The sequence below is a fragment of the Providencia sp. PROV175 genome, from assembly GCF_032707045.1.
Lineage (GTDB): Bacteria > Pseudomonadota > Gammaproteobacteria > Enterobacterales > Enterobacteriaceae > Providencia > Providencia hangzhouensis.
In genome coordinates this window covers 3,905,873-3,925,379 of the sequence record NZ_CP120533.1, presented here as the reverse complement: position 1 = coordinate 3,925,379, position 19,507 = coordinate 3,905,873, and the positions used below count along the sequence as shown (strand labels likewise).

Genomic DNA, 19,507 nt, shown 5'->3' with positions numbered 1-19,507 from the left:
TTTAACATACCGCTTTAGTGGTGGCTACGTAGAGTAATGCCATTTCATGCTGCAGTTGCGCTTGGGTTGGTAAACCTTCACTATCACCTATAACTTGAATGGCTCTTGCTCCAACAAAATTACCTCTTGCAACAGCTTGCGGTAATGTTAAGCCTTCAAGTAAGGCGCTAATGACGCCAACGGCAAAGCCATCGCCAGCTCCAACGGTATCAATGACGTGTTTAACATGAACGGCAGGAGATATGCCCTGCTGGTTATCCGCTGTTTTATAATATGCGCCGTGTTCTCCGGTTTTAATCACAACGGCTTCAACACCGTGAGCGAGATAAAAATCAGCAATAGACTCGGGTTGGTCGAAACCTGTCAGAATTTTGCCTTCTTTTAAGCCAGGTAAAACCCAATTAGCTTGAAACGCGAGTTGGTTGAGCTGTTTCACCATTTCTGTTTCACTCTTCCATAGAGAAGGGCGCAAGTTTGGGTCAAATGATAGTGTTTTACCTGCATTTCGCATCCATTTCGCGGCATACAGTGACAGTTGGTAGCTGGTGGGTGAAAGCGCGGCTGCCACACCACTTAAATGCAAATGGCGTGCGGATAAGAAATAATTTTCATTAAAATCGGTTAAATCTAAATGGCTTGCCGCAGAGCCTTGACGGAAATACTCCACGATGGGATCGGTTCCATTTTCAGCTTTAGATTTAAGTTGAAAGCCTGTTGGGTAATGAGAGTCTACCGTAACACATTGAGTATCCACATGTTCATTATCTAATGTGGCTTGGATAAAACGCCCGAAAGAGTCATTACCTAAGCGGCTTATCCATCCTGTTCTTAACCCAAGGCGTGAAAGGCCAACAGCAACGTTGAGCTCTGCTCCTGCAGCACGGCGAACAAAGTTTTCGACCTCATGCAATTTTCCTGTTTGCGTGGCGACGAACATCATCATGGCTTCGCCAAGAGTAACTACATCTAATTGATTTTTCATTAAATTAACTCTCCCTCTAACCTAGAAAGTCTTTAACAGAGAAACATAGTGTTCAGTGACTGCATGTAAATCATCGCCTTCGAGTGGAAACTCGATACCACAAGGAGCGTCATTCGGTAGGGCGTTTAGCACTTCTTTCCAAGTGCCATCGCTGTCATCAAGTGCCACTGCAACACGTTTATTGTCACGTAATTGGCAGGCTTTAACGTGAATGTAAGCGACTTGAGGGGAAAAAATATGTGCAGCTTTTAGCGGATCTTCCTGATGCCAATGCCAGTTCGCCATATCAAACGCCATTTTTATGGGCATATTCTGGGTTTTGACATCAGCAAAAAAGCGTTCAAGAGGCGCAATATGACCACCGGCTTCTGTTTGGTCGTTCTCAATCACTAATTGGGTGGTGTATTGATTGGTGACACCAATAACTTCGGATAAGTCATAGCACTCAGGTAGCTCACCAAGTGATAGTTTTAAAAAGCGTGCATTGAGTTGTTTGGCATCTTCGAAATAGCCTTGTAATTTGGTGATTGCGATAGGAGCTCGTTGTTGAAATAGGGTATCAGGAATAGAATAGACAGCTTTTAGTTGCCTTGCTTGTAGCTTATCAGCAATATCCGTCAGGCTATCATTCGGCAGCAAAAGCTCTTGGCGGATCTCCACGCCATCTGCATGGCTGTTTTGAATCATTTCGAATAAGGCTTGTTGGCCGCCTAATTGTTTTACGGTTTGCGCCCCATAGGCCGCAGTGACAACAATAATGTGTTTGCTCATGACTTTCCTCTGTCTGATTAAAGGGTATTTTGCCCATTTGTCATTGCGAATAATGTATTATGGAACCGGTTCCATAATGCTTTCTAGTGAGGAAAGAGCAAAATTAGAGCTGTATCACTAATCAAATGGCGATTAATGTTTAATTGCAGATCTTTATCACAACTCTATATGTAATGGGTGTAACGCTTATTATTCATTCTGATAAATGAATTTATGGTATATAACTAGTTGATTACTAATTTTTTATCTTTCTTGATATACAGCTAGCATGAAAATATGCCTAGTAAATGCGTGATTCTTCATAATTAATTATTGTTAGTTGTATCTCAATTTCGTCTTCTTCGTCTTTTAATGAAATAATATTTCAATATATTAATTAAGGTGTGAAATTTTAGTGCAATGCTACATTATTTCACAAACTCTACCCTGGCTACACCACAGCAACTCATAAATATAATAAGTTACGAAGATGAGGCTCTGAGTATGAAAGTAATGAAATTAACCACACTTTATAGTGTGCTTCTGTTAGCTAGCGTTTCATGGGCTCAAGCAAATACCAATGAAAGTGCCGGCGTCTATAAAAAAGCCTGTACACCTGAGTTAATTCAAGCAGCAAAAAGCAATGCAGATATTTGCTATGGCGTGAATACGGCTAGTGATATTCAAATTACTAAAAAAAACGATGATAAATATAAGATAAAAGTTGTCATTATTGGTGAAAGTACCAATAAGAATTATATGAATACTTATGGCTACCCATTAGAAAATACACCGTTTCTTTCATCGGTAAATGGGCGTTTTTTCAATAATTTTATTAGTGCGGCATCCAATACGGTACCGACCTTAACGCGAGCTTTAGCGAAAAATGATTTAAAGACGATCACACAGCACCATGAAAAGCCGTATTACAATAATAATTCAGTTGTTGATTTAGCCAACAAAGCGGGTTATGAAACTTATTATATCGGTAATAATGGCAGTTTTGGTGATGATGAAATTGGCTTTACAAATTATTTTCTAAAGGCGAATTATTTTTTACCGGTTAGAGACAGCAAGCCTGGTTTTGAAAACCTTTTCGTGCAAGAAAAGTTTGTCGTTGATGACAGTGTGAATAAACTCACCAATGATTTTAAAATGTTACCTGCCTTTAAAGCTGCGTTAAATAACCCGTCAGAGAAAGAAAAAGTCATTTTTGTTCATATGTGGGGGCCTCACCATGATGGTTGGCCGAAAGGAGCTTGCGAACTCGTTAAAAATAATTACAACATTAACCCTGAGCAATTTGATACTGGCTGGGGAAGTATAGCGAACTGTTATGTTTCAGCGATTAAACTGAGTGATGATTTTATTGGCGATATTTATAGTATCTTGCAAGAAAATAATAAAAATGGGGATTACCCGTTCTCCATTTTATATTTTTCTGACCATGGGCAAGGGCTAGTCAAAGCCAATAAGCAGCACGTAAAAGCACTGGAAGCAGAGTATAAAGGGTATATCAAAGACGGAAATCTATACTTACGCCATGGTCAACTCGTGAAAGGGGCATATCAAGTCCCATTAGTAGTCATCAATTCGGATGATACTAAACGTGAATTTCGCGATGAAATGTTAAGTGAGTGGAATTTATTTGATTACTTCGCGTCGTGGTTAGGAGTAGAAACTAACCTAACCTCCCCAGCGAAAAGTATCGTGGCGGAGACTATCACACCTGAAAAAGATATCGATGTCTTTGTTTTCCCACGGGACGAGTTTGTGAAGTACGATAGCTTGCCGCAGGATACCGTATTATCACCAGCCACAGTTAATACCAAAGTTGTCGCTGACAATTAATATGTCAAAAAATAAGGCAGAACCGAGCTATCAGTTCTGCCTTTATTTTTATTCAACAAGTTATTGACTCAATGCATCTGCAACTGCTTTAAAGCGGGCAAATTTATCACGTAACTGTTGATACCCAACGGCGTTTGGTTGGTAAGTCGTGATTTTGGGTGTGCTTGCCGCAATAGCGACATCAAAACCTGAATAGTAACCTGTTCCGACTGCGGCACAAAGTGCAGCGGCTTGGCAACCTGATTGCTGTACATTGACGACATCTAACGGCAAGTTACTGGCATCACAGAACATTTGCATCCACAGTGGTGACTGTGTTGGGCCACCCGTGAAACGAATAGATTCTGTTGTGTTATCAAGGCCAACAATACGGTCTTGATGTAGCAAATGTGAAAACACAATTCCTTGATAGATAGCATAAACAATATCAGCATCCGTATGGTGTGAGCTCAAACCGAGTAGACCACCATGCAAATTACTGTGGTAGTTAGAACCGTACAGCCAAGGAAAAAACAGAATATCATTTGGCCGTGTTGCCCCTTCAGCCACACAGTGATTCAGTACGTTATAATCTTGCAAACGTTGATTGAAGAAGTGACGAGTGAACCACGCGAGGTTACTGGCGGAAGTCGGGCTGCCTTCGTGGACAAAATAGGTACCTGGAATACAGTATTTACTCCATACGTATGGGTAATCTGAAGGCACAATTTCATCGAAGACACGGGTTGAAATGGTCCAAGTTCCGGCTACGGCGCTGAGTTTATCTTTTTGGCTCACCCCTGACGCCAACGCTGCACCCACCACGTCAAAGAAGCCACCAAATACAGGGGTTCCTTCTACAAGTCCAGACTCAGCAGCGGCTTTGTGGGTTACCGTTCCTGCAAGTTGAGCCGAATTAATCACCGGTGCTAGTTTGTCATTTGCCTCATCAATACCAAATAGTTGGCATAATTTAGGGTCATAACTCGACAGGGTTTGGTTAAATAATTGGCTGCCAGAAATATTGGTTTCTTCGCAGGCAATTTGGTCGGTTAGACGGTAGCGAATGTAATCGTGGACCATCAAAACATGTTGAGTATCGCGATAATTATCGGGCTCGTGTTGTTTTAACCAACGTAACAGCGCCACAGGATGAGAAGCCCATAATTGCTGTAAACTCAATGGATAAGCTTTATCCGCGGTGCCGTCTTGGTGCCATTCATCAACAATAGATTGAGCGCGTGAATCAGATGACACAATCCCATTCCTAACCGGTTTTCCTTGGCTATTGAGTAAGTACAGCCCTTTGCCGTGAGAAGAAAAGCTGACACCGGAAATTTGGGCGGGACTGAGTTGGCTATTTTGAATCGCTTGGCGAATCACACTGCAAGCCGCTTCCCACAGCATCTCCATATTGCGTTCACTAAAACCTGCTTGTGGACTCTCAGTGGGAAAAGAATGTTCAGCAACGGTAATTTCTTGGCCTTCTGCGGTGTAGATACCCGCTTTAATGACGGTACCACCAAGGTCAACACCCATAAAAAATGCATTCATTATCGGCTCCTTTAGGCGTTGTACCAGCCTGCTTGTTGCATTTTGTCTTCCATCCAATGACGGGCTTTGATAATTTCAATCAGCGGCTCATCGGCTTTTTCTGTCCACATCTCAATCAGGAAGGAACCGCGGTAATTTAAACGTTTTAATAATTTGAATAAATTAACAAAATCTACGCAGCCTTCGCCGAAAGGCACATCACGAAATTGGCCTTTGCAGGTTTCGGTCACTGCATACGTATCTTTTAAGTGAATCGCTGCGACGTGTTCAATTCCTTGGGTGAATTCTTTTTCGACATCATTACCCCACGCGGTTAAGTTACCGACATCAGGATACACACTGAACCAAGGTGAGCGAATCTTATCGGAAAGCGTTTGCCATTTGCTAATGGAATTCATAAAAGGCGTATCCATGATTTCCACTGCACACATCACTTGAGAAGCGGCTGCAATTTCACTGACCCATTGCATGCCTTTTTCGAAATTAGCAATCGTTTCGGCATCTTGCTCTTCATAGTAAACGTCATAACCCGCAAGCTGTATAGTACGAATACCTAAGTCTTGAGCGAGCTTAATGGCTTTTTCCATTAAGGTATAGGCCATCATGCGAGTGCCTTCATCATGGCTACCGAAAGGAAAGCGGCGATGGCCGGATAAACACATACTTGGAATGCGAATGCCTGTTTCTTGAATGGCTCTAACCACTTCCAGGCGTTCTGCGGTGCTCCAGTCTAACCGAGCTAAACGCTCGTCAGTTTCATCTACTGACATTTCCACAAAATCGTAACCCGCAGATTTTGCGATAACTAATTTTTCTAACCAACTGCTGTTTTTCGGTAATGCTTTTTCATAAATACCAATTGGATGCTTGCGCATGGTTTTCCCCTTGAAAAATTAACTTTGTGTCGATGCTTTATTAAGGCGTTGGTTGCGGTTCATCGCACGTTTAGCACTCCATTTTTCTTTGAAGAACTTGAATGCTAATGCCAAGATGAGCGTGATCCCCCAAACAGCGAGGTTAAAGTGCAGGCTCACGCCTAGCAGGCTTAAACCTGTCGCAATGACCTGTAAAACCAATAAGGCACAGAACACTCGGCTAACCTTACCAACCCCCCCAAATGGGTTAGTTCCACCTAATACGATGGCAAGAATGGTGAGCAGTAAATAGGAGTCCCCGTAGCCCATACGTGCAGAGTTAAAGCGAGCCATCATGATGAGCCCAGCTAATACACATAACAGGCTAGAAATGGTGTATATCGCAATCATGACACGGTCGGTACGAATACCGCTGAACCACGTTGCATTGATGTTACTGCCACTCATATAGATATTTTTACCTAGCCGAGTACAGCCTAGAAACAGCGCTAAGAGAATTGCGGTAACAATGAAAATAATCATCGCAATTGGTACCCCAAGCACCGTATCGGAACCAATGGCACGAACAATGGGCGGCATGCCACTCAGCGCTGCTCCTTTGGTTAGGTAAACACCAATGCCGCTGATAATCGTCATTGTACCGAGGGTCACTAAGATCGGGTGGGCTCCGATATGAGAAATCATCAGCCCTGTTAAGCTACCGATGATGACCGCAATCACGGTTGCGCCGATTAATGCGAAGACCAACCACATTAGCTGTGTGCTAGTACTGGCATCCACTGGGAGGTAATTGATAAACACCCAAGCCATAAAGAGCCCCGTTAAGTTAGCAGTGCTAATAATGGCAAGGTTCAACCCGCCACTTAACATAGGAACAAACATGGCAAAGGTGAGTAAGCCCAACTCAGGTAACTGAAACGTGATACTTAAAAAGGTATTTTGGGTAAAAAAGTGCCCTGGCATGGCGATACTAAACGCAGCGACAGCCAAAACAAAGATTGAAAGCAGTCCGATAACAGAGCCATCAATTTTAAAAAAAAGATTTTTTTTCATGGTGATATTCCTGTTAAACAAAACCTACGTCCGTCTCTTTACGTTTTTTGTAGTGGGTAATACAAATCGCAATGAGAATGACCATCCCGATGACGATATTGACGAAGTAGTTTGAAACACCAATCAGGTTAAGGCCGTTTTTCAAGATACCAATCAGGAAAACGCCCATGAGTGTGCCTATCACTGAGCCTCGCCCACCGGATAAACTGGCACCACCCAGTACAGCCGCGGCAAGCACATCTAGCTCTCCGCCCACAAGGGCACTCGGTACCACTTCACTCATTCGGTAGGTTTGCAACATACCGCCAATCGCTGCCATCGCGCCAAGGTAGCCGTAAGCAAACAGGTAAATCACTGAAACACGGATACCAATACGAGATGCAGATTCTTGGCTGCCGCCAACAGCGTATAACTGACGGCCGATGTGGGTTTTATTCATTAAAATCCACGTTAAGAAGGCAATGCCTAGCATTACAATTAACGGCAAGCCAACTTGGTAATATTCGCCATCCACTTCAAAAGGCAGGATAGTCACAGGGTCAACCCACCAATCTGGCAAGTCATAAATACTGTGCCCATTGGTTAACCACATCAGCATCCCAAACAGCAGTGATTGCATACTAATGGTGATAATGATCGACACAACATTCAGCGAATAAATTAAAATGGCATTGATTAATCCAAAGGCGATACCGATGATAATCGCTAATGTGATACTGACCGCAGGGCTTGCAATAAAGCCTTGTAATAACCAAGTCGCAATCACGTATTGCACTACGGAAGCCACTGCAGCAAACGAAATATCAATACCCCCAGTGACGAGAACCACAAATAATCCTAAGGCGAAAATCCCCGTCACCGCATAGCTTTCACTGAGGTCGAGTAAATTTTGAATAGTCAGAAATTGTGGACTCATCAATGTGAAGAACACCACCATGATAAGAATGACCCAAGTCAGCCAACCTTCGACAGATTGTGGTCGTAACTTTTGCCAATTAGCCATTGATGATTTCCTCCAATTGTTGCTCATTGATGGAATCTGTCACAATTTCTTTGACGATAGCGCCTTGTTTCATATGTAAAATTCTGTCGCAATTGTAATAAGCTTCGGAGGCTTCATCGGTAATTAATAAAATGGAGATACCGACACCTGATAAACGGTGAATCAGCTTGTAAATACTGTCTTTTGCACCGATATCAACACCAACGGTTGGCGAATCTAAAATCAGTACTTTAGGGCGAGTTAAAATCCATTTGGCAAGTACCACTTTTTGCTGGTTACCGCCTGAAAGTGTTGAAAGGGCGTTATTTGGGTCGGTGACTTTAATATCTAAGTCGGCTATCCACTCTTGTACGATTTCTTGGCACTGTTTTTCATCGATTAAATGCCAAGGTGTTTTGAGTCGATCAAGAATCGAAATCACCATATTGTCTGCGATGGATTGTTGTAAAATGGCACCTAAAGTCAGGCGGTCTTCAGAGACATAACCAATGCCACGCTTAATGGCGTCGGTGTTGTTTTTTAACTTAACAGGCTTGTCTTCGATAAATAATTCGCCGCTATCTGGATGGGTAATACCAAATAACGATAATGCTAATTCGGTACGGCCTGAACCTAACAAACCACATAAACCTAACACTTCACCGCGTTTTAAATTTAAGTTGATATCACGATATTGCCCAGCTCGACTGAGGTTTTTTAGCTCAAGTACTGTGCGTCGGTCTTCCGCATTATTGGGTGGCTTGCGTTCATGGACAATGTCTAAGCCAGTCATTAACTCAGTAATTTTGCGGGTAGTTAAGCCTTCAGCAGGCCAAGTCCCAATTTTTTGGCCATCGCGGATCACCGTGATGCGGTCAGAAATCTCTTTCACTTCTTCTAGTCGGTGACTTACGAAAACAACAGTAATACCCTTATCTTTTAGGTAATTAACCGTTGAGAGTAGTTGGTTGACTTCTGTACGGGTCAATGAAGCCGTTGGTTCATCCATAATGACCAGACGTGCATCAGCAACTAGGGCGCGGCAGATAGCAACTTGTTGGCGTTGAGCAATGGGTAAAAATTGCACAGGTGTGTCGGGGTCAATGGTGAAAGCCAGTTCATTGAGGATTTCTAGCGCTTTTTCGCGTAGTTGTTTTTTGCGAAACCAGCCAAAATAGCCTTTGAGGTTCAGCTCAAAGGCGATATTTTCGGCAACGGTTAAATTTGGAAATAACGACAAATCTTGGTAGATAACTTGTACGCCTAATTCACGCGCTTTATCTGGCGTCAACCGGTGATAACTTTTTCCATCAATTTCAATTTTGCTACCGTCATCAGGGGCATAGACACCACTGATGGTTTTAATTAATGTGCTTTTCCCACACCCATTGGTGCCCGCTAAACAGTGCACTTCACCTTTGTTGAGCGTCAAATCGATATTGCGTAATGCACGGTGACCACCGAAGCTTTTGGAAAGGTCGCGCAAGGTAATGAGTGGATCGGATTTGTCAGCTTTTGAGGTGCTTGTCATAAGTACAATTCCTACTGCAAATAAATTGGTGTTGGCTTGTTCGTGATGAGTTCGAGCCGCTGCGTTAGTGCAGGCGACTCGAACTCAAAGAACATTAAAATTAATATCTTGATAAATATTGTATTTTTGTTTTGAACATTATTTTGACAAGGTGAAATTACAGACCGACTTCGACCAATTTTTTCGTATTTTCAATATTCAAATTAACGGGGTTGTCACTCAAAATCGTGTTGCCACTGACTTTGATTTCACCCATATCACCAATAGACACGCCATCTTTAATTTCTTCACCATTCATCATGGCAGTCGCCACCTGTACAAATACTTGTCCTGCGACTTTTGGATTCGAAATATAGCCGCCATCAATTGCGCCTTTTTCCAGTAATTTGATGCCTTGGCCAGGTGTGAATGTCCCGAATACACAGGTTTCATCATTTTTACGGCGTTTATCAATGGCTCGGCCTGCACCGATAGGGCCTTGTGAACCAAATGACATGATACCTTTTAAGTCTTTGTGCTTAGATAACAAATCATTAGCTGTACGCATTGAGTCATCAACGGATTCGGCAACACCAAAGCGGTCATCGACCATTTGCATTTTCGGGTAGTTCGCTTTCTGGTAAGCAATTGCAGCGTCGGCCCATTCGTTCACTAATGGTACTGTCAGGCTTCCCACAAACATGGCGTATTTGCCTTCTTCACCCATACAGGCCGCCATGTCTCTCATATGGTTAGCACCCATGCTTTGGGTATCAAGTAATTCAAAGTCCCAATCTGCATTTTTTTGATTTGGTGATTCGTGGGTAATAACTTTAATTCCAGCGTCTTGGGCACGTTTTAATACAGGCTCAAGCACTTTAGCGTCGTTAGGGACAACGCCAATGACATCCACTTTTTTCGCGATTAAATCTTCGATAGCACGAACTTGTTCCGCTGGGTCAGCCGTTGTTGGGCCAACTTGGAAGGCATTTACACCGAGTTTTTTGCCTTCTTCAGTAATACCTTGTTCCATAACATTAAACCAAGGAATACCACCGACTTTAACGACGACACCCATGGTAAAGGGCTTTTGTGCTTTTTGTGATTCAGCCATCGCGACATTTGAAAATAGTGCAACGCTCATTAAACAAGGTAAAACTAGCTTCTTCATGTTCATAGTTGTATTCCTTAGTGTAGATGGATACTAAATCAAGAAATTCCATTATTTAGAAATAATGAACTTCTTATATTTAGATATGCCTATAATTAAGTGCTAAGGAATTATGGGTAAATAATATCCCTGCACTTATTTAATACAGAAAATAAAATAGAACTTATTGTTTTTTACTTACATCACAGTTACATGATTTTTATTTTTATAACTTATTTATCGCACTCGATAATTCTAAGGTTAGAGAACTTTTCTTGAAAACTATTATCATTTAGTTTGTTTGTAATTAATACGTCAATATCATCAAATGTACAAACCTGGCTAAATGCATATTTTCCTAATTTACTATTATCCGCGAGCAAAACTTTATTTTCGGAAACCTGTAACATAATATTTTTTAATTTTGAGTTTATTTCACTGCCATCGCGAATACCATTTTCGATATTGAACCCTTGGCATGAAAGAAATAAGGTTTTTATCTGAAAGCTACGGATAATACTTTCTGCAATTGGGCCATGAAAATCATCATGGCGTTCTGAATATTCCCCACCAATACCAATAACGCGCACTCGGTCACGGCAGGCCAAGGCTTGGATAATCTTGACCGAGTTTGTCACTACCGTAATGTCGATATCAGGTATTTGCCGTGCTAGAAACCAGCAAGTACTACTGTTATCTAACATAATACAGTCACCAGGCTGAATTAATTTTAGTGCGGCCTTTGAAATCTTCATCTTGGCATCAGGGTGCTCTTCGGTTCTTTTGCGAAAAGACTCTGCACCATCAACCATTTGACTGAGCTTGACCGAAGAAGGTATCACATTCACCATCGACATTTCTTCTTGGTCGATGGCTACCGCGCCCCCAAAGCTACGGATGATCTTATTTTCCCGCTCAAGGGCAGTTAAATCACGACGGATAGTTTCTTGAGAAACGAGACACAATTGAGCTAAATCACGTACTAACGCCGAACCATTCTGCGAAACATGAGAACAAATTAATTTATGGCGTTCGGCTTGTAACATATTTAACTCCTATTCTTTCCACGATATTTATTCTGCCCGTGTTGCTTTTTTTTTGTCGTGATTGGATTCAAGTAATCTGTTTTTGAAAAAAACAAAGCCTACTAAAGTGATTTTGATCTTAATTTTAAGAGTGCTAATGTGGCTTGTTACATAATAATTAGATTTGAATCACTATATTTTCGGTGTTTTTTTGCTTTTCTCTTAATAAACAAAAAATATTGGGCTAACTCGGTCATTTAACCACATCTTTATTATGACTTTATTTGACTGAATATGCCCGAATAAGACCGACTTAGGCGATTTTGTTACGAATTTGTAAAGTGAGGTGCTTTTTAAATGGCCTAAATCTGTTTACCTTAATAGCCAGATAAAGGTTATCAACACACAAAAAACATCACCATAATAAATTTTTGTTGTTGATATTAAAGCATATTTAAGCAAGCTAGGGAGTTGTTATGTTAGAACAATTGAAACAACAGGTTTTTGAAGCGAACCTTGCCTTACCCAAACATAACCTAGTGACATTTACTTGGGGAAATGTGAGTGGTATTGACCGCGAAGCTGGGCTAATGGTGATAAAACCTTCTGGCGTTGACTATGAAACCATGAAAGCAGAAGACATGGTGGTGGTATCGTTAGAAAGTGGAGAAGTAGTCGAAGGGAAATATCGACCGTCTTCAGATACCGACACGCATTTGGCATTGTACAAAGCATTCCCTGAAATTGGCGGTATTGTTCATACTCACTCCCGTCACGCCACGATATGGGCTCAAGCAGGGCAGCCATTGAGCGCCTTAGGGACAACCCATGCCGATTACTTCTACGGTGAAATTCCTTGTACCCGTAAAATGACAGCAAGTGAAATTGAAGGGGACTATGAAAGAGAAACGGGTCATGTGATTATTGAAACCTTCAAGGAAAAAGGCCTGTCAGCAAAAGATATTCCAGCCGTATTAGTGAATAGCCATGGGCCATTTGCTTGGGGAACAAGCCCCGATAATGCAGTGCATAACGCCGTAGTGTTAGAAGAAATTGCCTATATGAATTTATTTACCCGTCAATTAAGTTCACAAATAGGTTCCATGCAACAAGTATTATTAGATAAACACTATTTACGTAAGCACGGTAAAAATGCATATTACGGGCAAAAATAAAGTAGCTAAAAAATTAATTAAATAGAATTGGCGAACGAGAGTTATTATTGGTCTTATGATCAATAAAGGATTTTTTCGTCAATAAAATAGCCACAATGAGTATTCTATGTGGCTATTTTACTGTTATTTTAAATAAAGCAATTTCTCGGGTTTATTAGATTAAACCTGTGGTTATTTATAAGATAATTAAATTTATTTAAACTAAGTATATCTCTCTAAGTTGCTTAATATCATTATCTGTGAATTTAAGTTCATCTTTAATATACATTTCAACAGAGCCAGATATTTCTTCCATTGTATTAAAGACTTCTAAAATAAATGATTCTTGAGTATCAATTAGTGAGAGTAAATAATCCAGTACATTTTGGTCTTGGGTTATTTTTCGATATCCCGCCATTTTAATTTCGTTACGTTCAAGCCGGTTAAAATGAGTAAGCATATAGTCGTCAACGATGGCTTTTTTTGGAACACCTAGCATAGCAAGTACAAGTAGTGCACCATAACCCGTTCGGTCTTTTCCTCCTCGGCAATGCTGAATATTTGGGGCATTGTGGCTATCGAGTAAAACTTCGATCATTTGTTTGAAGGCAGCTTTTGACTTATCACTTACTACAAATTGGCGATATTGCTCCAATATTTGTAACCCATCGCCGTTAATCATCTCTTTAGGAATATGTTGGATAACACTTTCGATTAATGCTTTGTCTTCATTATCCGGTGATGCGGCAAATTGTGCTGCTAATTCAGCTGTTTGAGCCGTAGCATCGAGATGATACGTTTTCTTTTCACCAACATGGCAATTAGGAGATTTGTTAATTTCATTTTGAGTACGGTAATCGATAATACTGTTTATCCCTAAATGGGAGATGTAATTTACTGCTTGTTCATTTAGATTAAACAGATGGTTAGAGCGATATAACATTCCCCATTTCACCTGTTTTCCGTCTGTTGTGGTATAACCCCCAAAATCACGGAAGTTATTTAATCCCTCAATAGGCAATGTTCTTTCAGCGAATAATCTACGTTCGTTGGCATTTTGTAAAATAAAATAGATACGTTGTTTAGCATTTAATGGGTCTTGAACTGTAATGGTATTCTCTAATTTATCTGTAATGAAATTCTCAGGATAAACTTGAGTATCAGGTCTATCCGTCCAATATAATGCTAGAGGAGAGGATGGAATTTCACTAAACTTTATTTCGAGTGTTGATTCACTCACTCTGTTGACTTCGATTTCCATATATTTCCCTTTATCATCCTAAAATTCCGAACACAGAACAAATAACACCTAAAACCATAATGGCGACAATGAGTGCAACGGTATGTTTCCCTTGAAATTTACGAACAAGGAAGAAAATACCGAGGGCAAAGAGAAGAGTGAGTAAGTTAGGTATTACCTTGTCAAACATCTCTTGTACTTTGATAGATTGCTCACCGACGGCAATGGTTAGCGGAGTGGAAAGCTTGACGGTCGTCGCTATCAAGGAACCTAGGACCATGACCCCGACAACGTTCGCTATATTAGTAATTCGCTGAATAATATTTGATTTTTTCGATTGCTCGATTAAATCAACGCCTTTGTTATAGCCATAATGAATAAAGAAATATTTGGTGCCGATATTGACGATATTAAACAGAATAAACATTAAGATAGGGCCAATAATATTACCTTGCAGTGCAAATGCGGCTCCGATGCTGCCGCAAATAGGTAACCACGTAAATTTTAATAAGCTATCACCTAGGCCTGCAAATGGCCCCATTAAACCGGCTTTTACAGAAACGACAGCTTCTTTTTCTTCTTCTGTTGTTTTTTCTTCTAATGCAGCGGTGACACCGAGAATTAATGCGCCAGCGTTAATTTGTGTGTTAAAAAACTCGAAATGGCGTTGCATGGCTTTAATACGTGTTTCTTGATCTGCTTTTTCATAAAGTTTATCGAGAACGGGTACCATACAATGCGCAAAACCAATTGTTTGCAGTTTTTCGTAGTTGTATGAGAATGACATGGTTTGAATTCGCCAAAACATACCATTAAGCTCTTTTTTCGTGAGTTTTTTATTTTCAGAGGTGGTTATTTCACTCATAGGTCATACTCCTCTTCTTCATTTTTATGGGAAGTTGGTGCTGTTTTTTCTTCTGGTGTTTGGCGCAAGCTGTTGGCAAATGCCATGTCATAAAGCACAGCAAATGCCAGAGCGATAAAAGTAATTGGGATAATTGGTAGTTTTAAATAGGTTGTGAGCATAAAACCGAGCAGAAAGAAAAACCACATTCTGCCTTTAAGCAACATGAGTAACAGAATACAGATACCGACAGCAGGGATCAGTTTAGATGCGACACCCATACCGGTAAGAATACTTTCAGGTACGGCATTTAATATGCTATTGACTAAGTCACTACCAAAATAAACCGCAATAAAGCAGGGAATGGCACGAATAAAAAACCACAGTGGCGTCGAGAAATAATGCACTTTTGTTAGGCCGCTGTAGTTGCCATCAAGAATGGATTTACTGGCCCAGACATTTAAAAAACTAGCAAAAGAACGCCAGATAATCAGTAATTGCTGACATAGAATAGAGACAGGTACGGCAAGAGCGATACCTGCTGCAATTCCGCCATTGGAAGCAATACCGAGCGCAACTCCAATAATTGAACCGGCGATAATATCGGGTGCAGAATAAGCACCAACATTACCAATTCCCATCCACATCAATTCTAATGTGGCGCTAATGGCTAACCCTTGAACCATATCGCCCATGATAATACCGGCCACAGTACCGGTGAGCAGTGGGCGTCTTAGCATTTGCGGACCGACATCATCCAATGAGCAAATACCTGCCCAAATTGCAATTAAAATGGCCTCTACTAACATAATAGGCTCCTCACTTATTGAGTGAAAATAAGTATGATTAAATGAATTAATTGAGTAATGTTTTCAATTCAACAATGGGATCTTTAGGAACCATTTGAATTTCAATGGCAACGTTATTGTTGATAAGTGACCTAAAGGCTTGTTCTTCATCCGGTGTTACAGCAACCGCACGGGATAAATTACGACGGCCTTCTTGCATACGCATCCCGCCGACATTCAGTTTTTCCAGTTTTAAGCCACTTTCGACAAGCCTGTTCACATCAATACTGTTAGTAAACAGCAGCATAGTGCGGCGTTTAATTTCCGCTTTTTTTAAGACTTCAATGAATTTATCGACGCCAAAAACGACTACTTTTAGATCTGGTGGAGCAGCCATAGTAAGAACTGATTGTTGAACGGTGTCATTGGCAACTTTGTCATTGACGATAATCACCTGTTCAATATCAAAATTTTTAACCCAAGTGGTTATAACTTGGCCATGGATAAGTCTGTCATCAATTCGAGCAACATTAATTGGCATGGGATTCTCCTAAAGTTCGCTATCATTTTGTGCTAATGGTTTAAGTTGTTCACCGACATTAAGGCAACTGTCAGGGAATACATCATTAATGACTTGATGAAGTTCATGTAAAGGGAGGTCTCGGTTGCTGAGTATTTCGAGAAAAGTAGGAACATTGATTCCGCAGTACAGCACAACATCATTTTGGGTAATAACGAGCTCGCTGGCTAAATTGCAAGGAGAACCGCCTAATAAATCCACTAAAATTAAAACGCCATCGCCTTTATTAACATTTTGATATGTTTCAAATAAATGTTTTTTTACCTCATTAATATTGCTTTCTCTTTGAATGGAAATCACGCTGATATCTTCTTGAGAGCCGATTAGCATTTCAGCACATTCCAATAACCCTTGTGCAAAAGGCCCATGGCTAGCCAGTATGATAGGTATTTGAGAGCTCATTTTTTCCCCTTATATTTATTTTTTTATTTTAGTAATAAAATTACTTTTATATATTTATTTTAAAGTAACAATATCACAAAAAAGGGGAATGAAAAGGGGGAGTTCCTAGAAAGGGTCATTTTTGTGAGCAAGATCGAAGTGGCTACTTAGAGCCACATAGAAGATATTAAGGAGGAGAAAGCCGATTAGTTATTGCTATTTAAGCGAGAAAAGCGCTCCGCACGAGTACTAATTTGTTTTTGAATTCGTTCATCGTACTGTTTAATAAATAAGTTAGTAATCAACATATTAATTACAGTCAGTTGCGAAATTTTTGAGCGAATAGGGATAAGCCTTGAAACGTGCTCCGTGGAGATCGTGTGCAAGACTGTTTCTGCTAGCGATGACACCGAGCTTTGCCCCATTTTCGTGATAGCAATGGTCGGAACTTTCAATTCTCTGGCAAGAGTGAGTAGTTTGATACATTCGTGGTTTTCACCAGAATGAGAGATGACAATGACAAGATCGTTCTGATCTAATGTATTCACAATACTGAATTGGATGCTGTAATCAAGGTGACAATTAACATCTTTTTTTATTTTAATTAGTTGATATTCAAATTCTTTTGCAACTAATCCACTACTGCCTGCACCATAAATTACAATTTTTTTACTCTTGCTAATTAACTCATTTGCTTGCTTAAAGGCATTTAAATTAACCAAAGCACATGTTTCTTCTATGGATGATTTTTCAATCAGTCCTACTTTGTGATTAACGGTTTCCATCGAGTCATTAATATCAATATCTTCTTGCAGTAGGGTGCCGTAAGATTTGTGATTAATCGATGAAATTAAATCAATTTTTAGGTCACTAAAACCTTGATAGCCTAACTTATGACATAGGCGCAAAATAGTTGTGGTACTGACCTTATTTTCTTGGGCAAGGGATTGAATGCTAATACTTTGCATGTTTTTCTTATTAGCAATAATGTACTCAGCGACTTGTTTTTCTTTGGTGGAAAGGCTGTCTCTGGCCTCTCTAAGTTTTAGGTCTATCATTATTTACCCTGCTAATAAATTAAAATTCGTCATTACGAAATGGATCCTACCATATCTTAAAAATAGGGAAATGGTGACTTTTCTTTATTGTCTTCGTGTCACGATAATGGGGCTTATGGCTTAGGATAGAAAGTAAGGTCGGTAGGAAAAAGTTAATAAATATAAATAGTTAGTTATATCCCTATTGCTTAATAATAACCAAAGCAATAGGGATCAGTTTGTTTTTAAAGTGTGACGCCCATTTTAAAAATTGCTAATTCACGGAAATCATTGATTTCATTTTTTGTAGGTTCACCATTAACGGTTTTGACAACCAACTGAATGAAGTCATCTAATAACTGATCCATGGATTTTCCTGTTAATAAGGCACCTGCATTAAAATCAATCCAATGGGGTTTTTTGGCGGCTAATTCATTATTGGTCGCAATTTTCATGGTGGGGACAAAGCCACCATATGGCGTGCCACGACCTGTTGTAAATAACACCATATGGCAGCCAGCTGCTCCTAAGGCACTGGTGGCAATGGCATCATTACCCGGCGCGCTTAACAAGTTGAATCCTGGGGTTGTCAGGCGCTCCCCGTATTTTAAAACATCCATTACTTGGCTAGTGCCAGCTTTTTGTGTGCAGCCGAGAGATTTTTCTTCGAGTGTCGAAATGCCTCCGGCTTTATTACCTGGAGATGGGTTTTCATAAATTGGCTGGTCATGGGCAATAAAATATTGTTTGAAGTCATTGATCATATTGACCGTTTTCTCAAACGTCGGTTCATCATGGCAGTGGTTCATTAGAATTTGTTCCGCGCCAAACATTTCAGGGACTTCCGTTAACACTGTGGTTCCGTTATGGCTGACTAAAAAATCAGAAAAACAGCCCAACAGTGGGTTAGCGGTGATACCTGAAAGCCCATCAGATCCACCACATTCAAGGCCAAATTTCACTTCACTCAGTTTGCCTGCTTCACGTTTGTCCTGCTGTACGAATTGATAAAGCGTATTAAGGTGCTCGACACCGGCTTCAATTTCATCATCTAATTGTTGGCATACCATGAATTTTACACGTTCATCATCATAGTCACCTAATGTTTCTTTAAAGGCGGCTACTTGATTGTTTTCACAGCCTAAACCGATGACTAAAACGCCACCTGCATTAGGGTGCTTAACCATATCTTGTAAAATAGTACGGGTTGTTAAATGGTCATCACCGAGCTGGGAACACCCTAAAGTATGGTTATAAAGATAAACACCATCAATATCAGAAGCGCCATTATGTTGTTTATTAAAGCGTTCGATCATTTTTCTCGCCAGTGCATTAACACAGCCGACTGTTGGTATCACCCAAATTTCATTACGGATAGCGACATCACCATTTGCTCGGCGATAGATTTGCACTTCTGGATCCGGCCGTGTAACGGCAATTGTGTTGTGTTCAGGGCGGTACTCATAATCATTTAAGGCACTTAAATTGGTGGCGGTATTATGAGTATGAACATGCTCTCCAGCCGTTATGGTAGTCGTTGCATGGCCGATAGGAGCGCCATATTTAACAATATTATTGCCAGCCTCAATCAAGGTGAGGGCAATTTTATGCCCTCGGTCAACATCTTGTTTTAATGTTACTGATTGCTCTGCAACACTAATGGTTTCCCCTGCTTGTCGGTTAACTAAAGTAATGGCGACATTGTCATTGGGATGTATTTTAATTATATCTTTTATCATATTGCGTTCCCTGAACTGGAAATCGGATTAAGC

At 40.5% G+C, this 19,507-nt stretch carries 18 protein-coding genes; 2 read left to right on the top strand and 16 right to left on the bottom strand.

Annotated features, from left to right (window positions below):
• Nucleotide 1 precedes the first annotated feature (1 nt).
• Together P3L44_RS17910 and P3L44_RS17905 are read right to left on the bottom strand one after the other, a co-directional pair.
• Entirely contained in the window at nt 2-982 is a 981-nt protein-coding gene (locus P3L44_RS17910) for a sugar kinase (RefSeq protein WP_110731640.1), read from the bottom strand.
• A gap of 21 nt (nt 983-1,003) precedes the next feature.
• Nucleotides 1,004-1,753 (bottom strand): sugar phosphate isomerase/epimerase family protein, encoded by a 750-nt coding sequence (locus tag P3L44_RS17905; RefSeq protein ID WP_140171745.1) that lies wholly within the window; start codon nt 1,751-1,753, stop codon nt 1,004-1,006.
• Between the two features lie 483 nt (nt 1,754-2,236).
• Between P3L44_RS17905 and P3L44_RS17900 the strand changes: the two genes are divergently transcribed.
• A complete protein-coding gene (locus P3L44_RS17900) occupies nt 2,237-3,583 on the top strand; it encodes a phosphoethanolamine transferase (RefSeq protein WP_272662709.1) in 1,347 nt (448 codons plus the stop codon).
• Nucleotides 3,584-3,643: 60 nt separating this feature from the next.
• On the opposite strand, the gene P3L44_RS17895 is transcribed toward P3L44_RS17900, so the two are convergent.
• The 7 genes from P3L44_RS17895 to P3L44_RS17865 all read right to left on the bottom strand — a co-directional run bounded on the left by P3L44_RS17895 (nt 3,644) and on the right by P3L44_RS17865 (nt 11,732).
• Entirely contained in the window at nt 3,644-5,116 is a 1,473-nt protein-coding gene (locus P3L44_RS17895; RefSeq protein WP_272662707.1) for an FGGY-family carbohydrate kinase, read from the bottom strand.
• 11 nt (nt 5,117-5,127) lie between these two features.
• A complete protein-coding gene (locus P3L44_RS17890) occupies nt 5,128-5,991 on the bottom strand; it encodes an L-ribulose-5-phosphate 3-epimerase (RefSeq protein WP_272662705.1) in 864 nt (287 codons plus the stop codon).
• 18 nt (nt 5,992-6,009) lie between these two features.
• Nucleotides 6,010-7,044 (bottom strand): ABC transporter permease, encoded by a 1,035-nt coding sequence (locus tag P3L44_RS17885; RefSeq protein ID WP_272662703.1) that lies wholly within the window; start codon nt 7,042-7,044, stop codon nt 6,010-6,012.
• A gap of 13 nt (nt 7,045-7,057) precedes the next feature.
• Complete coding sequence (locus P3L44_RS17880; RefSeq protein WP_272662701.1) at nt 7,058-8,047, bottom strand: ABC transporter permease; 990 nt, start codon at nt 8,045-8,047, stop codon at nt 7,058-7,060.
• Nucleotides 8,040-9,557: a sugar ABC transporter ATP-binding protein gene (locus tag P3L44_RS17875; RefSeq protein WP_094961581.1), complete on the bottom strand. Its 1,518-nt coding sequence runs from the start codon at nt 9,555-9,557 to the stop codon at nt 8,040-8,042. The genes P3L44_RS17880 and P3L44_RS17875 overlap by 8 nt, the downstream gene beginning before the upstream one ends.
• Before the next feature lie 157 nt (nt 9,558-9,714).
• Nucleotides 9,715-10,707, bottom strand: a complete 993-nt coding sequence (locus tag P3L44_RS17870; RefSeq protein ID WP_036958239.1) for a substrate-binding domain-containing protein — start codon at nt 10,705-10,707, stop codon at nt 9,715-9,717.
• Between the two features lie 212 nt (nt 10,708-10,919).
• Nucleotides 10,920-11,732, bottom strand: coding sequence for a DeoR/GlpR family DNA-binding transcription regulator (locus P3L44_RS17865; RefSeq protein WP_272662699.1), 813 nt, complete (start codon nt 11,730-11,732; stop codon nt 10,920-10,922).
• A 455-nt stretch (nt 11,733-12,187) separates the two neighbouring features.
• On the opposite strand from P3L44_RS17865, the gene araD reads away from it, so the two are divergent.
• Nucleotides 12,188-12,886 (top strand): L-ribulose-5-phosphate 4-epimerase, encoded by a 699-nt coding sequence (araD, locus tag P3L44_RS17860; RefSeq protein WP_272662697.1) that lies wholly within the window; start codon nt 12,188-12,190, stop codon nt 12,884-12,886.
• A gap of 196 nt (nt 12,887-13,082) precedes the next feature.
• On the opposite strand, the gene P3L44_RS17855 is transcribed toward araD, so the two are convergent.
• The 7 genes from P3L44_RS17855 to P3L44_RS17825 all read right to left on the bottom strand — a co-directional run bounded on the left by P3L44_RS17855 (nt 13,083) and on the right by P3L44_RS17825 (nt 19,474).
• Complete coding sequence (locus tag P3L44_RS17855) at nt 13,083-14,126, bottom strand: tyrosine-protein phosphatase (RefSeq protein WP_272662695.1); 1,044 nt, start codon at nt 14,124-14,126, stop codon at nt 13,083-13,085.
• 13 nt (nt 14,127-14,139) lie between these two features.
• Nucleotides 14,140-14,970, bottom strand: a complete 831-nt coding sequence (locus tag P3L44_RS17850) for a PTS system mannose/fructose/sorbose family transporter subunit IID (RefSeq protein ID WP_110591158.1) — start codon at nt 14,968-14,970, stop codon at nt 14,140-14,142.
• Nucleotides 14,967-15,758 carry a PTS mannose/fructose/sorbose/N-acetylgalactosamine transporter subunit IIC gene (locus P3L44_RS17845; protein ID WP_004907885.1) on the bottom strand — a complete coding sequence of 264 codons (792 nt, stop codon included), beginning with the start codon at nt 15,756-15,758 and terminating at the stop codon, nt 14,967-14,969. The genes P3L44_RS17850 and P3L44_RS17845 overlap by 4 nt, the downstream gene beginning before the upstream one ends.
• A gap of 46 nt (nt 15,759-15,804) precedes the next feature.
• Entirely contained in the window at nt 15,805-16,278 is a 474-nt protein-coding gene (locus P3L44_RS17840) for a PTS system mannose/fructose/N-acetylgalactosamine-transporter subunit IIB (protein ID WP_140171736.1), read from the bottom strand.
• A gap of 9 nt (nt 16,279-16,287) precedes the next feature.
• Nucleotides 16,288-16,719: a PTS sugar transporter subunit IIA gene (locus tag P3L44_RS17835; protein WP_096864482.1), complete on the bottom strand. Its 432-nt coding sequence runs from the start codon at nt 16,717-16,719 to the stop codon at nt 16,288-16,290.
• Nucleotides 16,720-16,904: 185 nt separating this feature from the next.
• Nucleotides 16,905-17,756: a MurR/RpiR family transcriptional regulator gene (locus P3L44_RS17830; RefSeq protein ID WP_164456082.1), complete on the bottom strand. Its 852-nt coding sequence runs from the start codon at nt 17,754-17,756 to the stop codon at nt 16,905-16,907.
• A gap of 224 nt (nt 17,757-17,980) precedes the next feature.
• On the bottom strand, nt 17,981-19,474 hold the full coding sequence (locus tag P3L44_RS17825; protein WP_272662692.1) for a UxaA family hydrolase: 1,494 nt from the start codon (nt 19,472-19,474) through the stop codon (nt 17,981-17,983).
• Between the last annotated feature and the right edge of the window lie 33 nt (nt 19,475-19,507).